The organism is Streptomyces sp. NPDC012935 (assembly GCF_042900345.1).
Classification (GTDB): Bacteria; Actinomycetota; Actinomycetes; order Streptomycetales; family Streptomycetaceae; genus Streptomyces.
On sequence record NZ_JBIBBC010000012.1, the window covers coordinates 175,277 to 201,367 of the forward strand.

The 26,091-nt window shown below is 68.9% G+C and carries 28 protein-coding genes and 3 pseudogenes; 13 read left to right on the forward strand and 18 right to left on the reverse strand.

The genetic code is table 11. The annotated features are described in order from the left end of the window. Positions 1–51 precede the first annotated feature (51 nt). From ACFY5C_RS27145 to ACFY5C_RS27155, 3 genes are all read left to right on the forward strand, one after another. Entirely contained in the window at positions 52–387 is a 336-nt protein-coding gene (locus ACFY5C_RS27145) for a hypothetical protein (protein ID WP_389448362.1), read from the forward strand. Next, positions 387–2,021 carry a cation acetate symporter gene (locus ACFY5C_RS27150; RefSeq protein WP_389448364.1) on the forward strand — a complete coding sequence of 545 codons (1,635 nt, stop codon included), beginning with the start codon at positions 387–389 and terminating at the stop codon, positions 2,019–2,021. The genes ACFY5C_RS27145 and ACFY5C_RS27150 overlap by 1 nt, the downstream gene beginning before the upstream one ends. Positions 2,022–3,522: 1,501 nt before the next feature. Then, the gene (locus ACFY5C_RS27155; protein WP_389448367.1) at positions 3,523–3,948 is read left to right on the forward strand and encodes an NUDIX domain-containing protein; all 426 of its coding nucleotides are present in this window, start codon (positions 3,523–3,525) and stop codon (positions 3,946–3,948) included. 11 nt (positions 3,949–3,959) lie between these two features. On the opposite strand, the pseudogene ACFY5C_RS27160 reads toward ACFY5C_RS27155, so the two are convergent. The 3 genes and pseudogenes from ACFY5C_RS27160 to ACFY5C_RS27170 all read right to left on the reverse strand — a co-directional run. Continuing rightward, a pseudogene (locus ACFY5C_RS27160) lies at positions 3,960–4,004 on the reverse strand (hypothetical protein); the annotation flags it as partial. A 36-nt stretch (positions 4,005–4,040) separates the two neighbouring features. After that, on the reverse strand, positions 4,041–4,412 hold the full coding sequence (locus ACFY5C_RS27165; protein WP_389448370.1) for a hypothetical protein: 372 nt from the start codon (positions 4,410–4,412) through the stop codon (positions 4,041–4,043). 333 nt (positions 4,413–4,745) lie between these two features. Further along, complete coding sequence (locus tag ACFY5C_RS27170; RefSeq protein ID WP_389448372.1) at positions 4,746–4,937, reverse strand: hypothetical protein; 192 nt, start codon at positions 4,935–4,937, stop codon at positions 4,746–4,748. Between the two features lie 425 nt (positions 4,938–5,362). Between ACFY5C_RS27170 and ACFY5C_RS27175 the strand changes: the two genes are divergently transcribed. After that, the gene (locus ACFY5C_RS27175) at positions 5,363–5,845 is read left to right on the forward strand and encodes a hypothetical protein (protein WP_389448375.1); all 483 of its coding nucleotides are present in this window, start codon (positions 5,363–5,365) and stop codon (positions 5,843–5,845) included. A gap of 411 nt (positions 5,846–6,256) precedes the next feature. Continuing rightward, the gene (locus ACFY5C_RS27180) at positions 6,257–6,874 is read left to right on the forward strand and encodes a transposase (protein ID WP_389448378.1); all 618 of its coding nucleotides are present in this window, start codon (positions 6,257–6,259) and stop codon (positions 6,872–6,874) included. 166 nt (positions 6,875–7,040) lie between these two features. Here ACFY5C_RS27180 and ACFY5C_RS27185 read toward each other — a convergent pair whose 3' ends face one another. From ACFY5C_RS27185 to ACFY5C_RS27210, 6 genes are all read right to left on the reverse strand, one after another. Continuing rightward, complete coding sequence (locus ACFY5C_RS27185) at positions 7,041–7,190, reverse strand: hypothetical protein (protein ID WP_389448381.1); 150 nt, start codon at positions 7,188–7,190, stop codon at positions 7,041–7,043. 115 nt (positions 7,191–7,305) lie between these two features. Then, positions 7,306–7,926: a dihydrofolate reductase family protein gene (locus ACFY5C_RS27190; protein ID WP_389448384.1), complete on the reverse strand. Its 621-nt coding sequence runs from the start codon at positions 7,924–7,926 to the stop codon at positions 7,306–7,308. Continuing rightward, a complete protein-coding gene (locus ACFY5C_RS27195; RefSeq protein ID WP_389448387.1) occupies positions 7,926–8,432 on the reverse strand; it encodes an SRPBCC family protein in 507 nt (168 codons plus the stop codon). Before ACFY5C_RS27195 ends, ACFY5C_RS27190 begins: the two co-directional genes overlap by 1 nt. 3 nt (positions 8,433–8,435) lie before the next feature. Further along, positions 8,436–8,777: an ArsR/SmtB family transcription factor gene (locus ACFY5C_RS27200; protein WP_389448390.1), complete on the reverse strand. Its 342-nt coding sequence runs from the start codon at positions 8,775–8,777 to the stop codon at positions 8,436–8,438. 1,218 nt (positions 8,778–9,995) lie between these two features. Further along, positions 9,996–10,247: a BRCT domain-containing protein gene (locus ACFY5C_RS27205; protein ID WP_389448393.1), complete on the reverse strand. Its 252-nt coding sequence runs from the start codon at positions 10,245–10,247 to the stop codon at positions 9,996–9,998. A gap of 240 nt (positions 10,248–10,487) precedes the next feature. Continuing rightward, entirely contained in the window at positions 10,488–11,345 is an 858-nt protein-coding gene (locus ACFY5C_RS27210) for a class I SAM-dependent methyltransferase (RefSeq protein ID WP_389448395.1), read from the reverse strand. Between the two features lie 84 nt (positions 11,346–11,429). Here ACFY5C_RS27210 and ACFY5C_RS27215 point away from each other — a divergent pair, with 84 nt between their 5' ends. Together ACFY5C_RS27215 and ACFY5C_RS27220 are read left to right on the forward strand one after the other, a co-directional pair. Beyond that, positions 11,430–11,966, forward strand: coding sequence for a helix-turn-helix domain-containing protein (locus ACFY5C_RS27215; protein WP_389448619.1), 537 nt, complete (start codon positions 11,430–11,432; stop codon positions 11,964–11,966). Positions 11,967–12,042: 76 nt separating this feature from the next. Next, positions 12,043–12,423, forward strand: a complete 381-nt coding sequence (locus tag ACFY5C_RS27220) for a recombinase family protein (protein ID WP_389448621.1) — start codon at positions 12,043–12,045, stop codon at positions 12,421–12,423. Between the two features lie 33 nt (positions 12,424–12,456). On the opposite strand, the gene ACFY5C_RS27225 is transcribed toward ACFY5C_RS27220, so the two are convergent. Next, positions 12,457–13,368: a LysR family transcriptional regulator gene (locus ACFY5C_RS27225; RefSeq protein WP_389448398.1), complete on the reverse strand. Its 912-nt coding sequence runs from the start codon at positions 13,366–13,368 to the stop codon at positions 12,457–12,459. Between the two features lie 117 nt (positions 13,369–13,485). Here ACFY5C_RS27225 and ACFY5C_RS27230 point away from each other — a divergent pair, with 117 nt between their 5' ends. Together ACFY5C_RS27230 and ACFY5C_RS27235 are read left to right on the forward strand one after the other, a co-directional pair. Continuing rightward, positions 13,486–14,298 (forward strand): inositol monophosphatase family protein, encoded by an 813-nt coding sequence (locus tag ACFY5C_RS27230; protein WP_389448401.1) that lies wholly within the window; start codon positions 13,486–13,488, stop codon positions 14,296–14,298. Between the two features lie 47 nt (positions 14,299–14,345). Beyond that, entirely contained in the window at positions 14,346–14,990 is a 645-nt protein-coding gene (locus ACFY5C_RS27235; RefSeq protein ID WP_389448403.1) for an NADPH-dependent F420 reductase, read from the forward strand. A 584-nt stretch (positions 14,991–15,574) separates the two neighbouring features. On the opposite strand, the gene ACFY5C_RS27240 is transcribed toward ACFY5C_RS27235, so the two are convergent. Next, positions 15,575–16,693, reverse strand: a complete 1,119-nt coding sequence (locus ACFY5C_RS27240; protein WP_389448405.1) for a fatty acid desaturase family protein — start codon at positions 16,691–16,693, stop codon at positions 15,575–15,577. 7 nt (positions 16,694–16,700) lie between these two features. Beyond that, on the reverse strand, positions 16,701–17,756 hold the full coding sequence (locus ACFY5C_RS27245) for a ferredoxin reductase (RefSeq protein ID WP_389448408.1): 1,056 nt from the start codon (positions 17,754–17,756) through the stop codon (positions 16,701–16,703). A gap of 87 nt (positions 17,757–17,843) precedes the next feature. Between ACFY5C_RS27245 and ACFY5C_RS27250 the strand changes: the two genes are divergently transcribed. Further along, on the forward strand, positions 17,844–18,983 hold the full coding sequence (locus tag ACFY5C_RS27250) for a PucR family transcriptional regulator (protein WP_389448411.1): 1,140 nt from the start codon (positions 17,844–17,846) through the stop codon (positions 18,981–18,983). Positions 18,984–19,172: 189 nt separating this feature from the next. Then, a pseudogene (locus ACFY5C_RS27255) lies at positions 19,173–19,259 on the forward strand (thioredoxin); the annotation flags it as partial. 100 nt (positions 19,260–19,359) lie between these two features. Here ACFY5C_RS27255 and ACFY5C_RS27260 read toward each other — a convergent pair. The 5 genes from ACFY5C_RS27260 to ACFY5C_RS27280 form a co-directional block, all read right to left on the reverse strand. Beyond that, positions 19,360–19,983, reverse strand: a complete 624-nt coding sequence (locus tag ACFY5C_RS27260) for a hypothetical protein (protein WP_389448414.1) — start codon at positions 19,981–19,983, stop codon at positions 19,360–19,362. An 86-nt stretch (positions 19,984–20,069) separates the two neighbouring features. After that, complete coding sequence (locus tag ACFY5C_RS27265) at positions 20,070–20,864, reverse strand: rod shape-determining protein (RefSeq protein WP_389448417.1); 795 nt, start codon at positions 20,862–20,864, stop codon at positions 20,070–20,072. Beyond that, positions 20,861–21,235 carry a TraR/DksA family transcriptional regulator gene (locus ACFY5C_RS27270; RefSeq protein WP_389448419.1) on the reverse strand — a complete coding sequence of 125 codons (375 nt, stop codon included), beginning with the start codon at positions 21,233–21,235 and terminating at the stop codon, positions 20,861–20,863. Before ACFY5C_RS27270 ends, ACFY5C_RS27265 begins: the two co-directional genes overlap by 4 nt. Positions 21,236–21,281: 46 nt before the next feature. Then, the gene (locus ACFY5C_RS27275; protein WP_389448422.1) at positions 21,282–21,605 is read right to left on the reverse strand and encodes a TraR/DksA family transcriptional regulator; all 324 of its coding nucleotides are present in this window, start codon (positions 21,603–21,605) and stop codon (positions 21,282–21,284) included. A gap of 1,009 nt (positions 21,606–22,614) precedes the next feature. Beyond that, complete coding sequence (locus ACFY5C_RS27280; RefSeq protein ID WP_389448425.1) at positions 22,615–22,758, reverse strand: hypothetical protein; 144 nt, start codon at positions 22,756–22,758, stop codon at positions 22,615–22,617. 158 nt (positions 22,759–22,916) lie between these two features. Between ACFY5C_RS27280 and ACFY5C_RS27285 the strand changes: the two genes are divergently transcribed. Next, the gene (locus ACFY5C_RS27285; protein WP_389448428.1) at positions 22,917–23,972 is read left to right on the forward strand and encodes a PP2C family protein-serine/threonine phosphatase; all 1,056 of its coding nucleotides are present in this window, start codon (positions 22,917–22,919) and stop codon (positions 23,970–23,972) included. 98 nt (positions 23,973–24,070) lie between these two features. Here the strand turns inward: ACFY5C_RS27285 and ACFY5C_RS27290 are convergent. Next, positions 24,071–24,577 (reverse strand): annotated as a pseudogene (locus ACFY5C_RS27290) (IS5 family transposase); the annotation flags it as partial. 204 nt (positions 24,578–24,781) lie between these two features. Here ACFY5C_RS27290 and ACFY5C_RS27295 point away from each other — a divergent pair. Next, the gene (locus ACFY5C_RS27295) at positions 24,782–25,543 is read left to right on the forward strand and encodes a maleylpyruvate isomerase family mycothiol-dependent enzyme (protein WP_389448431.1); all 762 of its coding nucleotides are present in this window, start codon (positions 24,782–24,784) and stop codon (positions 25,541–25,543) included. Positions 25,544–26,091 lie beyond the last annotated feature (548 nt).

Genomic DNA, 26,091 nt, shown 5'->3' on the forward strand with positions numbered 1-26,091 from the left:
GCATCGCCCGAGCCAGGCGATGCGCGCTTCCCTGCCCGCCAGGAGAGCTCCATGGCCCAGCAGCACGTCCATCCGCACACCCCTCAGCCGCATCAAAGACCCGGGCCCCACCCGCCCGGCAGATCCTTCGCGCTCGTCAACGGAACGACCTTCGCGGTCCACCTCCTGCTCGCCTGCACCGCCGAGGACCTGCTGGCCACGCGAGTCGCCGGACAGATCACCCTCGGCGTCGTCGCACTCCTCGCCCAGGGTTCGCTCCTGCTGTGGACGGCGGCGCGCTACGACCGCGCCCTCTACGGCGACGCCCACGACCGGGCTCCCTACGGCGAGGCCCACGACGGGGCTCCCTACGGCGAGGCCGCGTACGAGCTGCAGGGGGAGCGCTGATGCTTCCTCAGATGCTGCTCGCCGCAGGGACACCGGGCTCCCTCGACCTGGACGCGGACACCCGCTCCTGGGTCCTCGTCGGCTTCATGACGTTCATCGTCCCGATGCTGCTCATCTGTGTGCTCAATGGCCCCGAGCGCGACCGGGTCAACGACTTCTACACCGCGGGCCGCAGGCTGCGCCCCGTGCAGGGCGCCATCGTCCTCTCCGGCGTCTATCTCTCGGCCGCGACCGTGCTCGGCACGACGGGAACCGTCGCGGTCTTCGGCTTCGACGGACTGTTCGTCGCCCTGTGCACCGTGTTGTCGCTCGGCGTCCTGCTCCTGCTGTCCGGCCCGCTGCGCGAGCGCGGCAGCTACACCCTCGGCGACACCTTCGCCCTGCGCGCTCCGGGGCCCGCCGTGCGGATCGCGGCCGCCGTCGTCACGCTGAGCGCCTGTATCCCGTATCTGATCGTCCAGCTCTCCGGCGCGGGCCGGACCACCGCCATGCTGCTCGGCCTTTCCGGGCCGGGCGCCGAACAGACCGTCATCGTCATGATCGGCACGCTCGTCGTCTGCGCCACGGCCTTCGGCGGGATGCGAGGCATGATCGCGCTCCAGATGATCAAGACAGTGTTCCTGCTTGCCATGGCGCTCGCCGTGGCCGCGGTGCTGCTCCACCGCTTCCACTGGAGCGCCGACTCCCTCATCGACGCCGCCGCTCAGGGCAGCGGCCGACCCGAGGGCTATCTGCGTCCGGGCCTGCGCTTCGCCGCCGGCGGCCCGGTCGAGAGCACGCTCGACTTTATCGGCCTGATGATCACCGTGGTGCTGGGCGTGGCGTGCCTGCCCCATGTCGCCACCCAGCTCAACACCGCGCCCGACCCGGCCGCCGCTCGACGTACGGTCCGCCACACCATCGGCATCGTCGGCGCCGTCTGCCTCGTCACCACGGTGATGGGCTTCGGCGCCGCGGCGATGATCGGTGCCCCGAAGATTCTCGCCGCCGACCCCGGAGCCACCAGCAGCCTGCTGATGCTCACCGGCGAACTGGCAGGAGGATCGTCGGCGAAGACGGGCCAGGCATGGCTCGTCGTGCTGGTCGCCTGCGCGGTGTTCCTCACCACGCTGGCGGTCGTCGCGAGCGTGACCCTGGCAGCGGCGGGCGCGGTCGCCCACGATCTCGTCACCAACGTCGTGCGCCGCGGGCGCACCACCGAGGGCCGGGAGGTGGCCGCGGCCCGTATCGCGTCCGCCCTGGTCGGGGTGCTGAGCATCTGCTGTGCGGTGTGGGTCCAGGGCTGGAACATGGGCTTCCTGTCCACGCTCTCCCTGGCAGTGGCGGCCTCCTGCCTGCTCCCGGCGCTGGTCTACGCGTTGTTCTGGAGCGGCTTCACCCGCCGGGGGCTGCTGTGGACGCTGTACGGCGGCTTGGGCTCCGCGATCGGACTCCAGGTGTGCAGCCCTGTCTTCTCGGGCAACCCGATGGCCCTGGTGCCCGAGTGGCACATCGACTGGTTCCCGCTCCAGACAGTCGCCCTGGTGTCGCTGCCCGTCGCGTTCCTGCTCGGCTGGCTCGGCAGCGTGACGGGACAGCGGCATACGGCCCCGATGGCGGAGGCGCCGGTCAAGCCTGACGCACTGACGCACTGACGGACTGATGACTGACGGACTGACGCAGGGAAAGCGGAGGTTGGCGGAGCGTCCTCACGCGCTCCACCGGCCGCCGATCGTCGCCGGTGTTCGGAGCAGCGAAGTGGGTCGCGCTCGACTCCGCTTTCGGAGTAGAACCGAATGGTCCTGACCGTCAGCCCGGCCCGCCGGGCCAGGCCCCGATCGTGAAGAGCGTGTCGCCGTGCATGCCTGCGCCTTCGTGACCCCTACCGGAGACTCAAGTCCAGTCTCCCCGCTGGTACTTCGACCCCACGGGGTCGCCATCCACAGGTCCTGACAATCGCTCCCGATCGGACTACGCAGCGCTCTGGCCTGCTGGCCTGCTGGCCTGCTGGGGGCCGGGGGGAGGGGGGACACATGGTCGGAGCTTGAGCGGTCGTGCTTGGTCGGTCCGGTGAGGACCGTGGTCGGGCCTGCCGTGAGCGCTGGTTCATCGGTGGCGGGCGATGCGGGAGCGCCAGTGCTTGTGTCCGATCGCTTGATCGTTCGTTGGGTAGATCGTGGATGCTCCCGGTGGTGCTGCGGGGCCCGGTGCGGCTGCGCCGGCCGGTTACCGACTCCGGCCTGAGTCGGATGATCGGAGCGGTGTCGTCAGGCAGGGGCGTTGGACACACCTGCCGGCGGCGTGGAACGGACGGGCGGCGATAGTCGCCTTCGCCGCGGCTACCGTGATCATGTCGATGGTGTCCGGCGTGGTGCGTGCCCTGGAGTGACTGCGCATGGAAGGGGCGGAACGCCGCAAGCCTCCTGCACCACCCCTAGGCGGCCAGGCACGACTGAATGCGGAAACGGCGCTCTGCGTCTGCCGGGACCTGAGATCTCCAGAGCGCGGTGCCGCTCCGGCAGAGCCCCCGAAGGGATGACCCCTACTGGTGTCCATGGCCGGGCAGACGACCGCCCATGGACACCCACCCCGCAACACCCTTGATGGACACCCACCCTGTGCCGGCACCGGTACGCGAGCTCATCAGCGGCATGGTCGCTGCGGTCCGTCCGCGCCGGCGACGATCCCGCCAACCCTGCTCTGCCGGCCCGGCTGGCACCCGCGACCGACACCACCGCCATGCTCTTGCTGCGGTATCGGCCAGGGCTGTGCGAGGACCCAGCTGATGAGGCGGGCGCCCTCAGCCCGTCCTGAGACGACCGGGTAGGCACCCGGTGGCAGGAGCACACCTCACACTCCCAGTGCCCTCGACTGTCCGCGATGGGACCGGCCGTTGTCTGCTACCTGGTCCGGGAGTACGCCGGGTGGGAGGCTGAGTGCATGGCCAGGCGGACCCACGACCACGAGATCCCCGGCGTCGGCTGCCCAGCACGCGACCGGTTCATCTACCTCACAATCGCCGGTCCTCCCTTGGTTGTTCTGGTCCTGAGCGTCCTCTACGCGTTGCTCAGGAATTGACCGGCACGCGCGGGCAGGGCGTGCCTACCGTCACGGCTGCCATGCCGGGTCACATTGCTACTGGCGGCCTTTCAGACAGTGTTGGCCAGCTCGGGCGCTCGATGCCGACGTTCGCGACTGCTGCTGCAGTACGACGAGAACAGCAGCTTCTGGGCCACGCCGGGCGGGTCGCTGGAGCCGGGGGAGGCCGAAGCCACAGCGACGCTCCGTGAGCTGCGCGAGGAACTCCGCATCGACGAGCATGCGGTCGAGTTGGGTGTGCAGCTCGCGGAGCGCAGCAAGGACCAGTTGGTGGACGGACTCCAAATCCGTCAGGTGGAGACGTACTTCCTTACCCGCTTCAGCGCGGCCGCGGTCGCGGTCGCCCCGGCCCGCTGGCAGATGGGGACGGTCACCAGCCACGCCGTGGGCAGGGCGGGGCTGTCCAGGCGCCACCGCCTCGTTACCGGTCATGCCGGGGTGACTCCTATATCCATGAACGGGGCGTACTGCTGCCCGGCGTAGCAGTCGGTGTCCTGCAGATCCCCCTGGACGGTCGGGCGTGGCAGGGACACCTTCACCGCGAGAGCGAGAGGGTGGTGACCAGAAGGATCTTCTCAGGGAGGAACAGCTCGGTGGGGGGTGACGCCGGTGGTGACGTGGTTGAGGGTGAAGCGGTGCAGCGGGCCGCGGTCCATCTCGGGCGGGGAGTAAGGGGAAGCGAGGGTGGACACCGGCCCGTCGTACTCCGCGATGGGCGGGTGGCTGCTGGCGTGGGCGACGAAGGTGGCGTTGGCGTGGGCGGTTTCCTGGTCGGGCACGGTGACGGTGATCAGGACGCCCAGCTCGCGCGGGTCGAGGGGGTCGGGTCCGCTGACGGCGAGGACCGTGCCTGCGCCGTATAGGCGGTAGTCGATGTCGATGTCGTCGGGGTCGACGGCGCCGTTGAAGACGTCGAGGATCTTGGCGTCGAAGTACTGCTTCGCCAATCGGAAGGTGCTTGGGCAGGGTGTCGATGACGAAGCGGTCGCGAACTGCGCCGATGATGACGGTCTGGTAGCCGACGAGTTGGGCGCCTTCGAGCGTGTTGATGTAACCGTCGGCGGGAAGATAGCGGGCGCCGTAGACACGGACGGTCTGGTCGCCGACCGCCTCATAGGTGGCGTCGGTGGTGTCCAGGACGCCGGAGGGTGCAGCGACGTGGAAGGGGTCGGCGTTCTCGTTACAGGGGGTGCGCTGCCACCGACCGCGGAGTCAGACGGCTGTCGGTCGCCAGGGTGGTCACATCGAAGTGGTCGTCCTGCAGCGTCACAAGGAGTCCGTCAGCGGACGGGGGGATGGCGCAGGCGGCGCCGGCACCCGATGGTCTTGGCCATGTGCCAGGTCAGGCCGGGATCGGCGCCCTTGAGGTGGGGGAGGGCGGCGAACAGTACGTTGTCGCCGGCCCGTCCGGCGAGGATGACGTCGCAGCCGCCGTGGAGGGCTAGGGCTTGTTGGATCGGTTCGACGCCCATTCATGGCGACGGTGTGACTGCGCTCGAACAGCTCCCGGTTGATGACTGGGGCGTTCGCGAGGGGGGTGATACGGCCTGCGTCGTACAGTTCCACGCGGCGTTCGGGGGGTTGGTCGGAGTGGATCCGACCGAGCTTGAAGTGGCGTGGTCAGCCGCTGGGACAGCCCAACGCGTCCGTCGGACAGTCGTATGGCGAGGCCCTTCGGAAGCCGGGCCGTGCCGGTGAAGTCGACGGTGGTGTCGACTGTGTCCGCCTGCCCGGCCTTCGCCCTCAACTGCACCAAAGATCGTCCAACCTGGGAGGTGTACCGGTGTGGGCGTGCACTGACCAGCCCCAGATCCAAGCCGTGGATGCAGCCCCACTTCCGGCCGCTTCTCTTGCGGTGGCAGGATGCCTGATCACGGACGAGCACGCGGGAGATCCGATGAACGATCAAGGCCTCTGGACAGAAGGCTTCAGCATCTTCGCCGTCGACGCCGACTGGCCGGAATCACGGCAGGTCATGGGGCACGGCTACGACCAAGTCACCGGCGACGTCCATGTGTCCCTATGGTTCGGCTCTCCGTACTACGACCCCCAGGTCGAGCACATCACGGTCTTCAGCGCCTCCTCCGGAAATGCAGAGGCCGGCGAAGCTCTGGAACGGGCTTTCGCGACCTACTACCACCCTGTCGAGGAACCCCCGGCCGGCTTGCCGGCCTCAGAACCCGTCACCATCACCACAGACGGGAATCCCGTGACGTTCGAGCTCTGGCGCAACAGCGGCAACCGGTGCTGGATCGCGCGGGGATGTGTCGAGACCACTGAGGTGGTCCTGTCCGGCTACGAGATCGAACCCAGCGAGCTCAGCCTGGTCCGCGTGAGCGACCTGACCTCGTTCTCGAACCCCTTCGAGTCCCTCAGGTAGCTGCACTGCACGGCGACCTCAGGCCATTGTTCAATTCGTTAACGCCCCCACAGTCGTTGTGACTGAGCGTGTGACCTGCCTGTGCCCGTTTCCGTGACCCCTCAGCCTGGTGACGTAGCGCGCAACCCGGTTCTGGCTTATTCGTCACGCAAGCGCGGTCAGAACCAAGTAGCGCGCTCAGTCACACAACACCGGGTACCGCGGTTCACCGGGAAAACTCCGCACTCCTTCACGGGACCGCCGTCTCCCGGAGGGCGCGTTCCAGCAGGCCAGCGAATTCCGTCGGTTGGTGTGTCCTGAACGCAAGGAGGAGTTCGACGTAGGAAGAGCGCCTTTGTTGCGGTGCTGCGTGGAAGATGAAGGATTTGGCCCTTCGAAGTCGCCCTGCAGGGGGAGGCTTCGCGCCACCTCATGCTGCGTTGGCTGAAGACCGTCGTGGTGAGCGATGAGGAAAAGGCGCCCGAGAGGTGTCAGGTAGGGACCCCCACGCGCCCGGACTCATCGGCGTACGCAACCCAGCTGCGGCTGATCAGCGCGCGGATCGTCGAAGCGGTGAACAGCGCGGTCGGTACCGACGTCGTTCGCACCATCCGGGTCTTGGCCGTCGGCGCCGCACCCGCACCCCGCACGATGGGGTCGGCCCCGGCGGCCGCGGTGCTACCTGAGGCGCGGGTGAAGACCAGGGAGACGGCCTCGCCGGGCTACAAGGAGGCGCTCGCCCTGCACCAGGCCGTCGCGTCTCCGAGCCGCATCGACCCGGGCATCGCGGAGGCAGTCGAGCGGCAGACCAGGGCGATGCGCCAGCTGAGTCGGCGGGCCTTCCCGGAGTCGGAGGCGTCCTCAGACGATCAGCCGGCGGCGATCGAGGCGTTCAACAACCTGATCAAACGCATCAAGCGAGCCGGGTTCGGGTTCCGCCGCTTCCGCAACTACCGAGTCCGCGCCCTGCTCTACGCCGACAAACCGAATTCGGACTGCTCGCCACCGTCGCGCCCCACTGAAACCGAAGAGCCTGTAAACGGGGCGTAGTCGGTGTCGATCACGACCAGGGGAACACCGACGCGCCACTCAGCCGTCACCCGTGCCGTCGGCACCCTCGCAGGAAACAAACGGCACCACCTGCGACTGGAACAAGGCATTCAGCTCGTCTTCGGTTACCTGCTCCGACGGCCAGCCGTCTTCTCGGTGGCGTCGATCACCAGCCCGGTCTGCACCAGGTTGGCCACTCGATCACGGCCTCGTAGCGAGCCACGAACGCTGCTTCGTCGCAGTTCTCGTTGCGGGGAGGTTCGTCGTAGCCGAGGATCACTGCGGACAGCGGTTCGGAGACCGTGTCGGCGTACATGGCCAGCTCCCCACCCCAATGGTGAGCACGTATCGCCGTCCTTCGTCGCCGCCAGGGCGGGCCGGGCCGTCCGCGGGCAGCTGACCTCGGCGGGAGAGCGCTGAGGTCGGGACAGTTACCGCTCCCGGACGGTGTAGGTCAGGTGCGTCACCCTTGGGGAGGGCTCCGCGCGGACCGGCTCCAGGGCCACGCGGGCCGCGTCCACACCCTCGAACAGGCGGATCCCGGAGCCGAACAGCACGGGCGAGAGCGCGATCGAGAACTCGTCGATCAGGCCGGCGTTCACATACTCCAGGATCGTCGCGCCGCCGCCCGCGATGCGGACGTCTCGGTCGCCGGCGGCCTCTCGGGCCAGGTCGAGCGCGGTCTCGATGCCGTCGTTGACGAAGTGGAAGGTGGTCCCGCCGGGCCGCTCCCAGGGGTCACGCTTCTCGTGCGTCACGACGAACACCGGCGTGTGAAACGGCGCCTCCTCCGGCCACATCTTCTCGCCGGCGTCGAACATGCGCTTGCCCATCACGCTCGCGCCGGTGCGCTCGAACGTCTCCCGCACGATGTCGTTGTCGCGCCCTTCCTCGCCGCCCTCGCCGAGCTTCAGGTTCTCCCGGAAGAACCGCTGCGGAAAGATCCACTGCTGCAGTTCCATCCACTGCTGCCCCATCAATTCCTCGGGGGACTCGGGCGCGATGAAACCGTCCAGCGACATCGACACGCTGAAGAACACCTTCCCGGCCATCAGCCCTCCGCTCCCTTCCGGACGGTCTCGGTGACGTATGCAGCCAGGTTGCTCAGGGTCTGCTGGCCGCCCTCGATCGCGTGGTACTTCTCGACCGCCTCGTCGCGCTGCTCCTTGGTGGGGAACACCGTGTGCATCTCGATCCGGGTCGCCGTGCCGTCGGGCTCGAACGTCAGGACCGACTCGAAGGCGTTCGGGTCCTCGCGGGTCTCACCGTGGAGCATCGCGATCCGTTCCGGCGGGGCGAGCTCGGTCCAGGTGATCCACTCTTGGTAGTCCGTCCCGTCCGGTCCGTGCATCACGAAGTCCCACTCTCCGCCGACGCGGAACTCGAACGCCCGCGTGGTGGTGGTGAACCCTTCCGGTCCCCACCACCGCGACAGGTGTCGGACGTCGGTGAACGCCTCGAACACCAGCTCCCGTGGAGCGTCGATGATCCGGGAGATGACGATCTCGCGGTCGGCTGTCGCCGACTGCGCCGGCGTGTCCGGTCCTGTCGATGCCATCGGTCACTCCTCCTGCTTTGCCTGCTTGAGGTCCTGCACGTACTCGTCCAGCCGGTCGAAGCTCTCGTTCCAGAACCGCTCGAACCCGCCGGTCCACTCGTGGACCGGTCGCAGCCCGCGGGCGTCAAGGCCGTACAGGCGTTGCTTGCCTGCCTTGCGGTCCCGCACCAGCCCGACCTCCCGGAGCACCCGCAGGTGTTTGGACGCCCCCGGCTGAGTCATCCCCAGCTCCTGGGCCAACTCGGTCACCGGCCGCTCACCCGCCCGCAGCAGCGCCAGGATCTCCCGGCGCTGCGGCTCGGCGATCGCGTTGAAGACGTCCGACGTCGTCGCTGCTCGTGCCATGGCAGCCATCGTATGCCCATATCGGCATGCGTCAAGCGGAGGGGAATCAAGCGGGTCTTTTCAGGTCCGGCCTGGCGGCTTCGACCGGAGCGTGCCGGGGCTTATTCGGCGGGTCCAGGGGCCTTGGCAGCGCCCGCAGCGTGGGCCGCTGGTTTGGAGCCCCTGCGCGGAACCGACCCGCCGCTGAGCCGCCTTCCTTAAGCTCCGACCGTGCGCCATGCCGCCGCCTGGTTCACCCGCCACCCCGACGGCCTGACCAGCGAGGAAGACCTTCGCCTGAAGTAACTCCTCGATCGCTGCCCGGATGGGCCGAAACCGTCGCTCACGTCCGGGAGTTCACCAAGATCATGGACCAGCTGGACGGCGTGCGACGATTGCTTGGCTGGATCGACAGAGCCCCGTGACCAACCAGGTCCGTGCGTCGCTGGAGTCCGACATCCAGCGTGCCCGCTGAGGTTTTCTCAACGAAAGTCATCGCCAAGGCCGCCCTCGTCCTCAACTACCGCAGGAGCGCCCTCGGATGACTGGGCCGCACTCCGGGGGCACGACCGGGTGTGAGAACCATCCGGCCGGGCCTGTGGACACGGAGGCGCCGGAAGGCTGGGGACGGTGCCTGCTGTGCAACAGCCGGCCTCGTATCGGCAGGCCGGATGTCAGAGCAGCCACATCCGCCAGGCGTCTGAGGTGGGCGATCCCTGAGCCGCCGTACTCGAGCACTGTCTTGGACGACACGATGCGTGCCCTCAACGAGGCTGTACAGGAACTGGACTACCGCTCCGCCGACAGTGACGGGGAACGAGCGTCCCTCTCGTAGCCAGGCGTGCGGTGAAGCCACTTCGGATTCGTCAGAAAGAGAGATGATCAGGTCTACGCCGCCCCCGCCCGCTGTTGACCTGATCGCGCAGCCAGCGTGAGGCCGGGGTCGTCGATGACCCCGACTCGTCCTGGTTGGCCTCAACGGCTAAGTGACTTACGCCCGTTCGGTCGCCACATCATGGGGGCGCTGTCCGGGTTCGCGTTGCGGAGATCCGCCTGCCCAGGCAGCGCGAAGCCCCGGCTGGACGGGGGAGACCAACCGGGGCCGTGTGCGGTGACGTGCGGAGGGCGGTCGCCTCTCGGCGGGAGGCTCCATGGGGCTTCAGCCGGACGATCGTCCCCATGGGCTATAGGTGAGGCCCGGGGACACTGTCCCCTCCGCAGCCACATATAGGTGAACAGTCATCCGTGTTGGGTTGTTCCTAGTGCTGCCGGACTTCCGCTGTGAGGTGGGGCACCCGACCTCACGGCTGCGGTCATGTGAGGAAGCCGGACGGCGAGGGTGGCGAATTCGTCCGGGGTGGCCGGCCGGATCCCGTGGTCTTCGGTCTTGGCGCGCTTGGATCCGGCGCTCTCGCCGGCGACGACGAGGGTGGTCTTTTTGGAGACGCTTGAGGAGGAGCGGCCCCGGGCCCGCTCGATGAGCTCTTTCATCTGGTTCCGGCTGAGCTTCTCAGTGCGCCGGTCATCACGCCGGTCCCGACCACGGTCATCCCGGCTCCGGCCAGCGGGCCGCCCCCGCTTCCTTCGCCCTCCCCGTGCTGCTGTCGGCTGCGGAGGTGGGCGGGTTGGCGCTGGCGCCGGGTTCGGTCACGTTCATGGGATATGCCAGAACGTTACGGCCCGTGGGACCGGGCCCATGACCCGGACGGGTATCGACCCGGCCTGCGTGGCTCAGGGGCGGCGGGCGATCCAGGTGGTGCGTGCGGTGCGCACACCGAGGTCGTCGCGGCGCGTGATGCTGTGCGGCTGCGTCTGGTCGAGCAGGACGTCCCAGGCGGCCAGGTCGTCCCCGTCGAGGATGTCGGTGGCGTGCGAGCGCAGCTTGCCCAGACAGATCTGGGCGTAGTCGTTCAGGGCTGACCCGGCCTGTGTGCGATCGAGACGGATCTCGAACGGGCGTTGCTCCTCGACGGTGAATCCGGCGTCCTGGAGCTGGGCGGTCCACTCGTGGGGCGGCTGGGTGTTCGTGGCGGCATGCAGGCGGACCTCCAAGCCGGGCTTGCCGATGCCGGTGTCCTCGGGCAGGAAGCGGGGGAAGAAGTCCATCTCGGTGACGGCCAAGAGCCCGCCCGGCCGCAGGTTGTCGAACGCCTGAGCCAGGGTGTGGGCGGGATCGGCGACGTGGTGCAGGAAGGCTGCGGCCCACATCAGGTCGTACGACCCCGCTTCGCCGATCTGGGTCCACCGCTCGTCAAGGTTCGCCTGCAGCGTGCTGATCCGCTCGGCAACGCCGTGCGCGGCGGCCTGCTTGTGCAGGCGGTGCAGCATCTGCGGAGAGATGTCCACAGCGGTCACCGCCGCCGAGCCGAACCGGTGGGCGAGAGCGAGACTGCCGGTGCCGGGGCCGCTGCCCAGGTCGAGAATCCGCCTCGGAACGGGGCGCGCGAGCTCGGCGAGCCAGCCGGTCAGCTCCGCGAGATGCGGTGCCAGGACCTCGGCGTCCAGCTCCAGCAGCTGCGCCATCGCGATGTCGGAACCACTCGCCCGCGAGTGGCTGATATGCCCATGTATGTCGTAGTGCATGCTCATGCTTCGACGGTAAAGCGATCCTTGTCATTACGTCATACACTCTTGCCGGTGGAGCAAGAATCGACATTGGACGCCACCGTCAGGATGCGGATCAGGTCCCTACGCAAGGCGCGCGGCTGGTCACTGGACAACCTCGCTGAACGAGCCGGCATCAGCCCTTCCCAGCTCAGCCGGATCGAGACCGGGCACCGCCGCATCAATCTCGACCAGCTCACCGCCATCTCCGCCGCGCTGGGCAAGTCCCTCGACGAGCTCGTCGAGTCCCCCGACGACTCCGACATTGTCATCCGCCCCGACCGTGACGACAGCCGCGGCCTGACCACCTGGCTCCTGAGCAAGGACAACGGCCCCCACGGCCTGACCGTCGCCAAGATGCGCATCACCGACCAGGCGGGCGGCGTCACTCCCGACGACCTCGGTGTCCACCCCGGCAGGGACTGGTTCACCGTGCTGTCCGGCACCGTTGTCCTCTACCTCGGCGAACGCGTCATCCGCATCGAAACCGGCCAGGCCGCCTCGTTCTCCACCATGACCCCGCACGCCGTCCGCAGCGACCGCGGACCCGCCGAGATTCTGTGCATCCTCGACCACAACGGCGAACGCAGCCACCTCCACCCCTGAGCCACAACACTCTCGCCTCACGCTCGTCGTCCCCTCGCTCGACCGCTACGGCCGCAGCCTCCAAGGCCTCATCAACCTGGTCACCGAGCTGCGCGAGCGCGGCATCGGCTTCACCTCGCTGCACGAGAACCTGGACATCACCACCCCTGGCGGCCGACTCGTCTTTTACGTCTTCGCCGGGCTGGCAGAGTTCATCCGCGAACTCATCGTCATCGGCACCGAGGAGGGCCTCGCCGCCGCCCGCCGCCCGCCGCCCGCGCCCGCGGCCGGGTCGGCGAACGCCCCGGCGTCGCCACCGAGGAGATCATCCGCGCCGCCCGCGACCTGCTGCTCGACCCCGGCCGCTCGATCACCTCGATCACCTCGATCGCCGAGCCGCTCGGTGTCTCGCCGGGCACGCTCTACAACCACATCCCGGACCTGCGCGAGCTGCGCGCCGGCGCGTGTTGCTGACTGACTCTGCCTTCGGCTGGGGTGGTTGCTGTGACGATCAGGCGTTCGGTGGTGCAAACAGCGCCTGGACGGATTCGGTGGCCAGGTCGCGCAGCCAGATGTGGGCGCGGTCGTCGTCGTAGCGCTGGTGCCACAGCAGGTACAACGGGACATCGGGCAACGGCAGTGGCAGCGCCAGTGTGGCCAGACCGAGTTGGTCCCGGTCCGCGCGGGTGACCGCGTCGGGAAGGGTCACCACCAGGTCGCTGCCGAGGGCGAGTTGCAGCGCGAAGGCGGCCGTGGGCCCGGCGGCGACGACGCGCCGATCGAGGCCACGTTTGGTCAGGGCTTCGTCGATCGGGTCGCGCAGGCTTCCGCGCCGCGAAACGGTGAGGTGTTCGGCGGCGGCGTAGCTCTCGACGCTCATCGGGATTTCGGTGAGCGGGTGGCCTGGGCGGACGGCGACGACCAGCCGGTCCCTACCGACGAGGCGGTGGCAGATGTCGGGGAGTGTCGGCCGGCTGGAGCTGGATTCGAGGTCGATCTCACCCCGGCGCAATTCGGGGCCGTCCGTGCGGGATTCGGCGCACAGACGCAGCCGGACGCCGGGGGCCTGGTGGTGGACGGCCGTAGTCAGGGCGGTGCCGCAGGCGGCGATCAGGGCGTCGTGCCAGCGCACGGTGAACACCCGGTCCAGAGCTGCCAGGTCGAGTTCTTGCTCCGCGGACAGAAGGCGGTGTGCCTGTTGCACGAGGGCATGCACCTCGGCACGCATGGCCAGCGCGCGGGTGGTGGGGAGCATGCTGCGGCCGGTTCGGACCAGGATCTGGTCACCGGTGGCCTTGCGGATGCGGCCCAGGGAGCGGCTCATCGCCGGTGGGGTGACGTGGAGGCGGGCCGCGGCGCCGGCGACGCTGCCCTCTTCCAGCAGTGCGTCCAGGGCCGTGAGCAGGTTCAAATCCAGTTGCACGAGAGTAACTCTACAAGTGCCAAGCATGCACTTGTTGTTAATCGGCGTCCGGCCTACCTTCGAAAGCGCGGCGGGCGAGACAGACCGCCCGCATCGACAGAACCCAGGGAGCCCACCATGCCTACACCCATGCCTTTCGACGCCGACACGACGCTCATGTCCGAGGTGACCGCCGCGGTGAAGGCCGCCGGCGTCACGCTGCGCGACCGCTACACCTCGTACGCCCGAGGCGTGAGCCTGGACGAGGTCGTCGGTGAGATCCACGCCAACGACGACGCGGTGCTGGACGTGCTGCGCGAACCGCTGCTGCGGGCCCGGCAGGGGTCGCAGTGGGCCGAGGACGAGCTGGCCGGCGGCGCGCTCCCGCCCGGGGAGTGGTGGGTCGTCGACCCGGCCGAGGGCAACATCAACCACGTCCACGGCATGGATGACTGGGCCGTCACCGCCACCCTGGTCAGCGACAACCGGCCGGTGCTCACCGTCGTCCACCTGCCGCTGACCGGCGACACCTACACCGCCGTCGCCGGTGGCGGTGCCCGCCTCAACGGCCGGCCCCTGAAGGTGTCCGCAAAGACCGATCTGGGCGCCGCGCTCATCGGCACCGGTCAGGCCAAGCCCGGAGAGGACACGCGAACCTTCCAGCGGATCGGTGACTCCGTCAGCGCCATGCTCATCAACGGCCTGGTCGTGCGCGTGTCCGTTCCGGCCACCATGCAGCTCATCCACGTCGCCGCCGGACGCATGGACGCGTTCTGGCAGTTCTCCGACGTCCGCTCCGGCCTGGTCGCCGGCGCCCTGCTGGTCTCCGAAGCCGGAGGAACCGTCACCGACCTGGCGGGCGAAGCCTGGAACACGGGCAGCCGCGACTTCCTGGCCGCCGCCCCCGGCCTCCACGCCTCCGCCCTCAAGGTCCTGTCGACGATCGCCTGACCGGACACCCCGCCCTTCCCACCTGAGACCGCAGGGAGCTTCATCTCATGACCAACATCGGCATCCTGGGCGCCGGCCGCGTCGGGGCCAATCTCGCCAACAAGCTCTTCGCCGCGGGACACCACGTCACCCTCGGCAGCCGGGGCCAGGAAGACGCCGCTGCCCGCGCCGCCGGAGTCGTCCCGCAGATCGCCTTCGCCGACCAGCGCACCACCGCCCGCACCGCGGACATCGTGATCAACGCGACACCCGGCGACACTTCCCTGGACCGCCTCACCGGCCTGCGCACCGAGCTCGCCGGGAAAATCCTCATCGATGTCTCCAACGCCACCCGCGACGCCGACGACGGCCTGCCCGGCGACCTGTGCTATCCGGGCAGCAGCCTCGCCGAGAAACTTCAGCGTGCACTCCCCGACACCCACGTGGTCAAGACCCTCAACACGATGCTGTTCATGGTCATGACCGCTCCCGAAACTCTGGCCACCCCGCCGACCGTCTATGTCTCGGGCGACGACGAGAACGCGAAGAAGACCGTCACCGGCCTGCTCGCCGACCTGGGCTGGCAGCCCGCATGGATCGAAGACCTTGGAGGCATCAGCACAGCCCGAGCCACCGAGGCCATGATCCTGGTCGTGCCCCACATCCTGCGCCGACGCGGCTTCAAGCCCTTCGCCGTCTCCCTCTCTCGCTGAATCGGCCCCCGGACCGAGAGAATTGCGCGCCGCGCAAGCGGCCCCGGCTCGTTCGATGAGCTCGTTCATCCGGTTGCGGCCGAGCTTTCCCAGCACGCCGGACATCGCGCCGGTCACAACCACTGTCATCCCGGCCAGCGGGCCGCCCGCCGCCTCCTTCGCCTGCCCCATGCTGTTGACGGCTTCGTCGGCCGCGGTGATGCCTGAGGCACCGTGAAGACAGGGAGACGGCCTCGCCGGGCTAGGCGCAGGACAAGCTCCTCAAGACCGCCCCGACCGTCCACGCCGCCCGGGCCCGCCGCGACGTCGCCGGGCGCTTCATGCAGGAGGCGGGGTTCGCCCTGTCGGAACAGCCCTACGGCTGGAAGCCCGACCAGATCGCGGACCACGCCGACGTCGAGCGGAGCGTGATCTACAAACAACGTGCCGCCGACCGTAAGCGCTGCGGACTAAGACCGTGACCGGCGTCGGTCAAAGCCCGTGTCGTACGGTCAGATGTCGCGGTCGCCCACCTTCCGCAACGGATCTCACCGAACCCGGCGGTGCCGCCGGTACGGCCGAAAGATCTCAACCAATACCGGGAATCAGGCTGCGACGAGCTCCTGCTCGCGGGACGGCGTTTTGACCTTGGGCTTCTTGTTCGGCAGCGAGAGCCGGAAGACCTTGTGCCACGCGGAGAACACCTGCTTGGGCAGCGGTCCGGTGACGTACTCCAGCTCGTACTTTTCGAACAACGCGCGCACCTTCACCGCGACCTCGGCGTACCGGTTGCTCGGCAGGTCCGGGAACAGGTGGTGCTCGATCTGGTGCGACAGGTTGCCTGTCATGAAGTGCATGGCCTTGCTGCCGCTGATGTTCGCCGAGCCCATCATCTGGCGCAGGTACCACTGGCCGCGCGTCTCGCCCTTGATCGACCGGCGCTCGAAGACCTGCACGCCCTCGGGGAAGTGCCCGCACATGATCACCGAGTGGGACCAGATGTTGCGGACCAGGTTCGCGGTGAACGTGGCGGCGAGCGTGGGGAGGAACGACGGGCCCGACAGCAGCGGGTGGATCACGTAGTCCTTGAGCACCTGCTTGCGGATCTTGCGGCCCACGGCCCTGGCCCGCGCGCGGAACTCCGGGTTCTTGCGGCGGTGCTTGGACAGGTTCTTGCCGAGCTCCAGGTCGTACGCTGCGATGCCGTACTCGAAGAAGCAGGCGTTGATGAAGTTCCACAGCGGCTGGCCGAGGTGGATCGGGTGCCACTTCTGGTCCTCGTCGACGCGCATGATGCCGTAGCCGAGGTCGTTGTCCTTGCCGATCACGTTGGTGTACGTGTGGTGCAGCTCGTTGTGCGAGTGCTTCCACTGGTCGGCCGGCGAGACGTGATCCCACTCCCAGGTGGTGGAGTGGATCTTCGGGTCCCGCATCCAGTCCCACTGGCCGTGCAGGATGTTGTGGCCGATCTCCATGTTGTCCATGATCTTCGCCACGGACAGACCGGCGGTGCCGATCAGCCACGCGGGCGGGAAGATCGAGAACAGCAGTACGCCCCTGCTGACCAGCTCGAGCTTGCGCTGCGCCGAGATGACCTTGCGGATGTAGGCGGCGTCCTTCTCGCCGCGGCCGGCGATCACCTCGTCGCGGATCGCGTCCAGCTCGCGGCCGAGCTCCTCGATCTGCTCCGCGGTCAGGTGGGCGGTGGGGTCGATGGCGGTCAAGGTGCTCCTACCGTTCGATGTCGCAGGGGCCCGCCGCGGCGGACACGCAGGTCTGGATCAGGACGCCCGGCTCGGCCTCTGTGATCTCGCCGGTGCGCAGGTCGCGGACGGCGCCTGCCTTGAGCGGCGTGACGCAGCCGAAGCAGATGCCCATGCGGCACCCGGAGGGCATGAGCACGCCGGCCTCCTCGCCGACGTCCAGCAATGGCGTGGCGCCGTCCGCGTCGACGGTCTTGCCGGTGGCGCTGAACGTGACCTCGCCGCCGTCACCGGCGACGACGATGCTGGGGCGGAAGCGTTCGGTGTGCAGGCGCTCTGGGACGCCGTGCTCGCTCCAGTGCTCTTCGGCGGCGTCGAGCAGGCCCGCGGGCCCGCAAGCCCAGGTCTCGCGCTCGGCCCAGTCGGGCACGAGTTCGTCGAGACGGGCGATGTCGAGCATGCCGTCGGTGTTGGTGTGCACCTCGGTGAGCTGCAGCTTCTTGTCCGCAACCAGGTCGTGCAGTTCGTTGCGGAAGATCACGTCTTGCGGCTGTGGCGCGCAGTGGACCATGACGACGTCGTCGAACTCGGTGTCGCGCAGCATGCCCATCACGGGCGTGATGCCGCTGCCGGCCGTCAGGTAGAGCACCTTGTCGGGCTTGGCCTGCGGCAGCACGAAGTCACCGGTCGCCTGGTCGAGCTGGATCAGCGTGCCCGGTTTCGCCCTGCGGACCAAGTGGTTGCTGACCTTGCCGTCCTGGATCGCCTTCACGGTGATCGTGACGCGGCCGTCCTGGCGGTTTGTCGGCGAGGTGATGGAGTAGGCACGCCACAGGCGCACCCCGTCGACGTCGACCCCGATCCGCACGTACTGACCGGCCGTGTGGCCGCGCCAGCCCCGTCCCGGCCTGATCACGATGGTCGCGGCGTCACCCGTCTCGGGGTGCACGGCCTCGATGCGCCCACGCAGGTCAGCGCCCGCACGCAGCGGGCTGACCAGGTCGAGGTAGTCCGACGGCAGCAGCGGTGTCGTGACCATCTCCAGCATTTTCCACGCCCTGCTGCGGAGGGCTGCACTCGTCATGACTCCAGCTTGCTGCGCCTCAAGGCGTAAAGTCCTGACCGTAGGGCGTAAATCTGGTCGGCCGAATTGTTCGTAGGGAACAAAAACGTGAGCCATGCAATCCGGAGGGCCAGCGAACTGGCCCTGGACGAGACGACGGTTACCGCACTGCGGGCCGCACTGAAGACCACCGCCGACGAGGTCGTCCAGGCGATCATCGACGAGGTCCCTCCCTACGCCAACGCCCTATCGGGCCGCATGGGCGGCACCATCCGCCGAGCCGTCCGCACCGCCCTGGGGCACTACCTGGACCTCGCGAGCGGGAACGCCACAGGCGGCGACGCCGGTGACGCAGCCTACGAGCTGGGCCGCGGCGAGGTCCGGGACGGCCGTTCGATGGACGCCCTGCTCAGCGCCTACCGCGTCGGCGCCCGCGTGGCCTGGCGATGCCTGGCAGCGGGTGCCGTACCCGCAGGTCTGCCCGCCGCCGAGGTCGCCAAGTTCGCCGAGCTGACCTTCGCCTACATCGACGAGCTCTCCGCCGCGAGCGCCGCGGGGCACGCCGACGAGCTGGCCGCCCAGGGCAGGGCCCACGAGCGCCACCTGGAACACCTGGCCCGCGACCTCCTCGCCGGCGCGAACCCGGACGTGCTGCTGGCCTCTGCTCAACGGGCCGGGTGGCAGCCGCCGGGTTCGCTGACCGCGGTCCTGCTGCCCGCCGCCCAGGCCCGGCCTGCCTACCGCGCGCTCGACCCGAGCACCCTCGTCCTCGACGATCTGCCGGACACCACCGGTGTGCTGCTCGTCCCCGATGCCGACCGATCACATCTCTTGCGGCAGCTGACCGACCGCACCGCCGTGGTCGGCCCGGCCCGGCCATGGACTCGTGCGTCCGCCTCGTACGCACGAGCCGTACGCGCCCGCTCCCTCTCCTCTGATATCCGCGACACCGAGGACCACCTGCCCGAGCTGGTGCTGAGCGCCGACGCGGACGCGTTCGCAGACCTGCGTGCCCGAGCTCTCGCACCGTTGCAAACCTTGCCTGCCGCGACCGCGCGGCGGCTGGAGGAGACGTTGCGGGAGTGGCTGCTGCACCAGGGCAGGCGGGACGAGGTGGCGGCGGCGTTGTTCGTCCATCCCCAGACCGTCCGGTACCGGATGTCGCAGCTGCGGGAGCTGTTTCCGGATCTCGCATCGCCGCACCGGGTCCTTGAACTGACGCTGGCGCTCGGTCTTCGGGTCAGCTGACGCGTACGTCGACCGTCCACGCCCGCGTCCGCGAGCGGTCCGGGAATCGTGCCTCGGCCTCGGTGCCCCCACGCCGTTACTACCGTGAGGTGCCGTACGCGGAGACGCTGCTCCGGCACGCGACGAAACCCGATGCCGAGTACCTGAAGCACGTCACCGAGCATCACCTGAGCGGCTGGTACCGGGATGTTCACCGGGACATGGCCCAAGGCAATCGGGCCCTGCCGGGTGATGGACCTCGTCGTGGGTGGCATCGCCGACGACTACACGGGCAGGAGCCGCCGGGCTTCAGGCAGCGGGAGGTGTCGGCGAACACGGCGGGCTTGTCCATGTTGATCACGGAATCGGCCACGCGATATGGCCTTGCGACCTGGGTCTACGGGGAGGTCGTCCAGCGGGGTGCTGTCTTGGCCCACGCGGCGTCCCATGCGGCGAGGTTGCGCCGCTGCAGTGCACGCTTGGCGGTGCCGTACGCGAGAGCGCCGGTGGCGTGGACGGCCGTTGCGGCGACGAGTGCCCAGCCGATGCTGCGGTTGCGGATCTGTTCAGCGGTCAGCGGCGGATCGGTGATCTTGCCTTCTGTGCTGGCCCAGATGTAGATGGTGCTGCCGGCCGACAGTTGGGGCTGAACCTCGGTCGTGGCGGTGCGAACTTGTCCGTTGGGGTCGGTGAAGCGGACCTCAACCGGGTAGCGGGTCTTCCTGGCCTCGGCCGATCCGGGTTCGGGATGCCGTGGGGCGTCGTGCAGGAGGACGGCGGTGGTCTCGTGTCGTGTCTGGGCCTGCTGCCGGGCGGTTTGGGTGTAGTGGCGGTGGGCGGTGTCCCTGGTGAGGAACACGGCTGCGGGGGTGGTGGCCAGCACGACGACCAGCAGAGCGAGGCCGATCCATGCCTCCCACAGATCAGTGCGGCGGCGCAGCGGGTTGCGCCGCATGCGCCACAGCATGACGCGGGGGAGTTCTTCTGGTGGCGGTTGTGCTGGAGGTATGCCGCGGGCCATGGTGCCTCCTTTGTCCGCACGGGCGGCGCAGATGGGCACCCGGCTGGTGGTCGGCCAGCCGGGTGCCGGGGGACGGGGCGCGGGGTCTAGAAGCCGCTGTTGGAGGGGTGGGCGTGGGCGGCGTGCAGGAGTTGGGCGGCGCCGCGGACGGCGGCGGTGTGCGGGGCCGGCACGATGCGCAGGGGCGCGCGGAGCCTGCCGGTGAGGTGGTAGATGATCTCGGGGCGCAGTGCGCCTCCGCCTGCCAGGAGGACGTCCGTGTGCAGAGCGTCGACGGTGAGGGTCGTACGGTCCTGCCGCAGCATCGCGGTCACCATGGTCACCACCGCCTCACTGATGTGCGCGCATGGGGTGGTGTCGAGGTCGCTGGTGCCCAGTGCGGTGCGGCGTGCGTCGATGACGGCGCCGTCGGACAGCAGCACCACCTCCGTGACGTGGGCGCCGATGTCGATGACGAGCAGCGGCCGGGACAGGTCGGCGCCGGCGGCCACGGCGACGGCCCGGGCGCTGGGGACGGTGAGCACGCTGCGTGGCCGCAGTGCCTCGATGGCGGTGCGGGCCGCGGTCCGGTAGGCGATGCCGTCCAGGACGGGGGTGGTGACGACGACCAGTGGGCGGATGAGGCGGGGCAGACGGTGGCCGAGCAGGCGCTCCAGCATCCGGGCACATGCGGGCGGGTCGAGGATGGTGCCGCGTTGGATGGGGTACACCGCGCCGGTGCCTGGAAAGGCCACCGTCGGAACGTCGGCGAGCAGTCCCCGGTCGGCCATCCAGACGCGGGTGCGGGCGCTGCCCATGTCCAGGGCGACGCCGCCCCGGCACCGACATGAGGGCCGGTGCCGGACGGCGGAGGTGTCGCGGGGGTGGCGTGTCGTGGTCACCGGCCGGCCTCTCTGACCTGCTGGCAGCGGGCGCAGTAGCGGGCCTGCGGCACGATCATCAGCCGCTCTCGGGCGATGGAGCGACGGCACAGGTGGCAGTCGCCGTAGCGGCCCTCGTCCATGCGCCTAAGGGCGGCTTCGACGTCGGCGAGGACCATCCGGGCGGAGGCGGCGAGCTTGACTTGGACCTCCACCTGCGAGGCAGCCTGCTGCTGCCGCTGGTCGTCTTCGCGGGACGGGGCCGCAGACGCGATCTGCTGGAGCTGTTCCTGGCGGAACAGGCGCTGCTCGCACAGGTTCTGCTGCAGCGCGGCAAGGTCCTCGGCCGTCAGGCGCATGTCGAGTTCGTCGATGGTCTGGTGGTTCACCACTGCACCCCTTGGGCAGAGCGGAAGACGAGGGACGGGTGGGTGCCGGTCAGGCGGCGCTGCGCTGGCAGGCGACGCAGTACCGGGTATACGGGAGGATCTCCAGGCGCTCCGCCGGGACTGGCTTGGCGCAGCCCAGGCAGGTGCCGTAGGTGCCGTCGTCGACGCGCGTGAGGGCTGCGTCGATCTCTTTCAGCACCCGTTCCAACGCCGCCTTCTGCGCCGAGACCAACGGGTCTAGGGTTCGTTCGGCCTCATCGAGGGCCTGCAGTTGGGTCAGCCGGGTGCTGCGGGCGTGCTCCAGGCGCTGGCGCGCCTCATGCGCGGTCACCCGCTCGGGTCGGGGCTCTGTCCGGGGAGCATCGAGCGACACGGTGGCTCTCTCTTCGCTGGGTGGGTGGACACTGCGGGGCTTCGAGCGCGGCGATGGCCGACTTCGGAAACCAGCCCTCGCTGTGGGGCCTGGTGGGGCCTGACCTCACTCTCGCTGTTTCGGTGCCGGATCCCTATCGGGCCCAGGCCCCATTTACGCGGTGGTGAAGGATGCAGTCAGCCTGGTCATGGGTGTTCCGCGCCCGGGGAAATGGGGCTTGGGCCCCATCGACCCGGCGACCGGGCACGGGCAGGCTTGATTGAGGCCACGGGCTCCGCCGGCCCGTCTGGGGTGCGCATGTCCGACAGTCGCGGCAGGCCGCATCCCAGAAGGCGGCGTAACGTCAGGTGTCCCTGTTCTGGCGGATCTTCGGGCTCATTGCGATGGCCCTGGGTACGGCTACGGCTCTGTTGGTACGCACCCGGGACTCACCGACGCCGATGCGGGCACCGTCACACGAACCGTCGCAACCTCGGCGGCGACACCGACAAGATCCGCGACGAGCTCATCGGCCCCAGCCTCGGCAACGAACTGCGCCGCAACGCCTTGAGAGGCTGAGGCCGGAACCGATCCTGCGGGCCGTGACCGCAGAAGGGACCGTGCGCAACCAGACGGTCCGAGCGGTAGGGCTCAGCTTGTGCTCCGTTTCCTGGCGTACAGGCAGGACCATGCGGTTGAGCTCCCCAAATGCGCACAGGTGCTGTTCGTCCCTGATCGGCCCGAGGCGCCGTTCCAGCCCACGGGGAGACTGGCTTCCTCAATTCCGTAGGCAGCAGCACGGCGTGACGGTCACATGCTGCATCGGAGCCGACGCTGCGTGGCGGGATGTCCCGCTGGCATCCGAGTGAAGTCAGGCCTTCGCAACGTGGATCGGCCGTGTCGCCGGTTAGGGGTGCTTCTGAGAAGTCCTCGGTCGAGAAGGCCGTGTGCCCACCGCAGTCGGAAGGTTCAACCAGTGAAGATTTACGTTGCGGGTCCGGGCAGCACGCGGCGGTCCATCGCCGCCCGGTCACTCACCGGGGGGCGTGGCGCCTGCCTCGTCCATCCCGACGCCGATCGCGGCATCCGGGCGGCCGGCGAGTTCGCACGCGGCGAGGGCAGTGGGGCCCCGGCGACGGAGTTGAGCGACGTCGCCGTGCCGGAGCATCCCCATGATGGGTATCTCCAGGTCGCGATTGCGCCGCACTGGCACGGTTGCGTCGGGCCCGGTCTCTGACGACCGGTACCGCTGTGGGCCTACCGCACGAAACAGCCGGAACTGCGGCGGTCGGAAGCCGCGACGACCTCCCCGTGCCCCTCACCTGGCGAGCCGTGCTGCTTTGGCTCTCGGTCATTACGGCGGTCCTGGTCCTCACCGCCGTCGTCGCCGGCCGAGACACGAGGCTTGCTCCCTTTCTTGTCCTCCTTCCCGCGTTGATCGCCGGGAAGGGGACCGTCCGGCAGACCGCGTTCGCCTCCGTCTGGGTGACCCTCGTCGTCGGCGCCTCGCTGATCGACACTCCGTTGGCAACAGTGGGTGGCAATCTGAGCGTGATGGTGTTCGCCGTGCTGTTCAGCGGCCTGAGCATCGCCCGAGCGATGGAGCGCATCCGCCGGGAAGGGGAGATCACCCGGCTGCGTTCGGCCGCGGCCGAACTGCAACGCCAGATCCTCCGCCCCTTTCCCCTGCTCACAGATCAACTTCTAGTCCACGGTCTGTATGAGCCGGTGGAGGAGGACAGCCGGGTCGGAGGTGACATCTATGAGGTCGTGGCCTCTCCCCATGGCAGCCGCGTGCTCATCGCCGATGTCCAGGGCAAGGGCCTGCCGGCCATAGGGACAGCCTATGCCGTGCTGAGCGCCTTCCGGGAGGCCGCGCTGACGGAGCCCACGCTGACCGCGGTCGTGGACAGCATGGAGAACGCGGTGCTGCGGCACAACTCGTTCGCGGCACAGGTGGGAGATCGGGAGCGGTTCGTCACCGCGCTGGTCCTGAACGTGGAGGCGGGTCCGGAGGCGCAAGCGGTCAACTGCGGCCACATCCCTCCCCACCTGCTGCACGGCGAGCGGGTGGGCCCGGTGCTGACACGGACACCGTCCGTGCCGTTGGGCCTGGGCTCGTTCGCCGACGAGCCCCGCATCGTCGAATGGTTCGACTTTCCCCGCGGCTCCACGCTGCTGCTGTGCACCGACGGAGTGACGGAAGCACGTAACCGGTCAGGGGCCTTCTACCCACTTGACGAACGCCTGGCCGCCTGGCGGGACGTCCCGCCCGCGGAACTCACACAAACCGTTCGTACCGAACTGCGACAGCACACGGGCGGTACGGCGCAGGACGACACCGCCGTCCTGGTTGTCCGGCGCAGGGCTGCGGCCATGCCGGGCTGACCTCCCCAACGCCGAAGGCGTCGCGCCGCAGCATCCTGAACACCAGACAGAACGTGAGCACCACGCGGGCTCGTTGAGGGCGGCCATCAGGTCGATCACCTTGCCGCCCACTGCGATGTCGTCGCGGATCTCCCAGCGGATCCGTAGCAGCTCCGTAGCCGTCGGCAGCCGTGGATCCAAGCGTTCGTCCGCTCGACTACCCAGCGACCGAGCCCAGGCTGGAGCCGTGCGGAACTCCGCGTCGGGCGATGACCGGCTTGATGCCGCGCTTCCACAGGAGCCGACGGTACTTGTCGAAGTCGTAGCCCCGGTCGGCGAACAACTGCCGCGGCCGGTGTCGGGGGCGACCGGTCACTCCGCGGATCCGCGGGATCGCGTCGAGCAGGGGCAGCAACTGGGTATGTCGTAGCGGTTGCCACCGGTCAGGGTGATGGCGAGCGAGGTGGCGCCTGCGTCGGTGATGACGTGGTGCTTCGAGCCGGGCCGGGCACGGTCGACCGGGCTCGGCCCGGTTCTGGGCCGCCCCGACGGGCCCGGAGGTGGGAGCCGTCGATCACCGCCCGGGACCAGTCCAGCTTCCCGGCACGGTGCAGCTCGGTCAGTAGCCGGCCGGGATGGCGCGGACGCCGCTGCCTGACCGGCAGCAACGGGTCGATCCGCCCCCATCCCTTTCCCCATGATTCGTTCAACGAGCCAGCCAGGAAGGGGATATGGATACGACCAGGCTTCTACTAGGTGCTCCAACTCCCGCATCTGACGGCCTGGAAAATAGGGTGCGGTCGGCTGAGCTCGGGTGATAGCCAAGCGATGTGACAGAGAGTCTTGAGTATTCCGCCCTGCTGCAACTGATCGACGAGCGGTCGGCCGCGTTCCGGAGTGCGGTTGCCGCCGCGCCCAGCCTTGACGCGCCGGTGCCGTCCTGCCCTGAGTGGACGTTGTTCGATCTGGTGCAGCACCTGGGTACGGGCCAGCGCTGGTGGGCCGCGATCGTATCCGCTGGCCCGGCCGAGGCTCCGCCGGCCAAGGATGCCGCGGGGGTGCCGCGCGAGCTCGAGGCGCTGCTGGCCTGGTACGCCGAGTCGAACGAGCAGCTGCTGAGTGTGCTGCGCGAGGCTGGCCCGGAGCGCGACTGCTGGGCGTGGTGGGGCGTCGGCGTGTCGCCGGCGAATGCCTGGGGCGTTGCCCGGCGTCGGGTGCACGAGGTGCTGGTGCACACCTACGACGCCCAGCTCGCCGCAGGCGCCGTGCAGCCGATGCCGGTGGACGTCGCGATCGACGGCGTGGCCGAGTTTCTCGACACCTGCAACTCCACCCCGGCGGCCTGGCCGCACGAGGCCGCCACCATCCACTACCACGCCACCGAGGGCCGCTCCTGGCTCCTCGCGCTGGACGGCACCGGCGCCTGGCCCGCACCCCTCACGGACGACGCCGCGCCCGCCTCCGCTTCGGCGACGGGCACGGCCGAGCAGCTGCTCCTCTTCGTCTGGGGCCGCCTCACGCTGAGCGACCTGAAGATCGACGGCGACCAGCAGGTGTTCGAGCAGCTGATCGCCTGGGAGCCCGAGGAGTAGCCAGTCAATACCGCCGGCGGACGGCCTCGATGACGTCCGCGTCGGTGAACATCGCGAGCAGCTACGCCTCCGCGCGGCGGACGGCCCAGTAAGGCCTCGTGCAGCTCGGGCTCGAGCGCCTCCTGCAGCACTGCCGACTCAGCCTGGAAGGGGATTTGGCTACGACCAGGCCTTCTGTTAGGTGCTCTTAGCGGTGCCGCGACCGGGTCCACCCTGCCGCTCGCCTGGCCCGCGAGTCACAGCCCGCTGACCGGCCGTGGTCGAGGTCATGTCGAGGTCAGGGTCGAGGTCATGGTCGGGTACCGACACTGTGGTCGCTGATGACATGCAACCCGTAGACCAACGCCACATTCAGCCCTCTTGCGCGACGGGTTCCGCATGAGCCATCGGACGCGGCCAGCCGTCGCAAGGCGCGGCTGTACGCGAACTTCTCCGGTGGACAGTCTGCGAGTGTTCGTGGCGTGGGCAGGCCAGGGGGGCGGAAATGGGCATTGGAGCCCATCGACGGATCCAGCGGCCGCGGGAAGGCTGGCCTCAGGCCGGTCCAG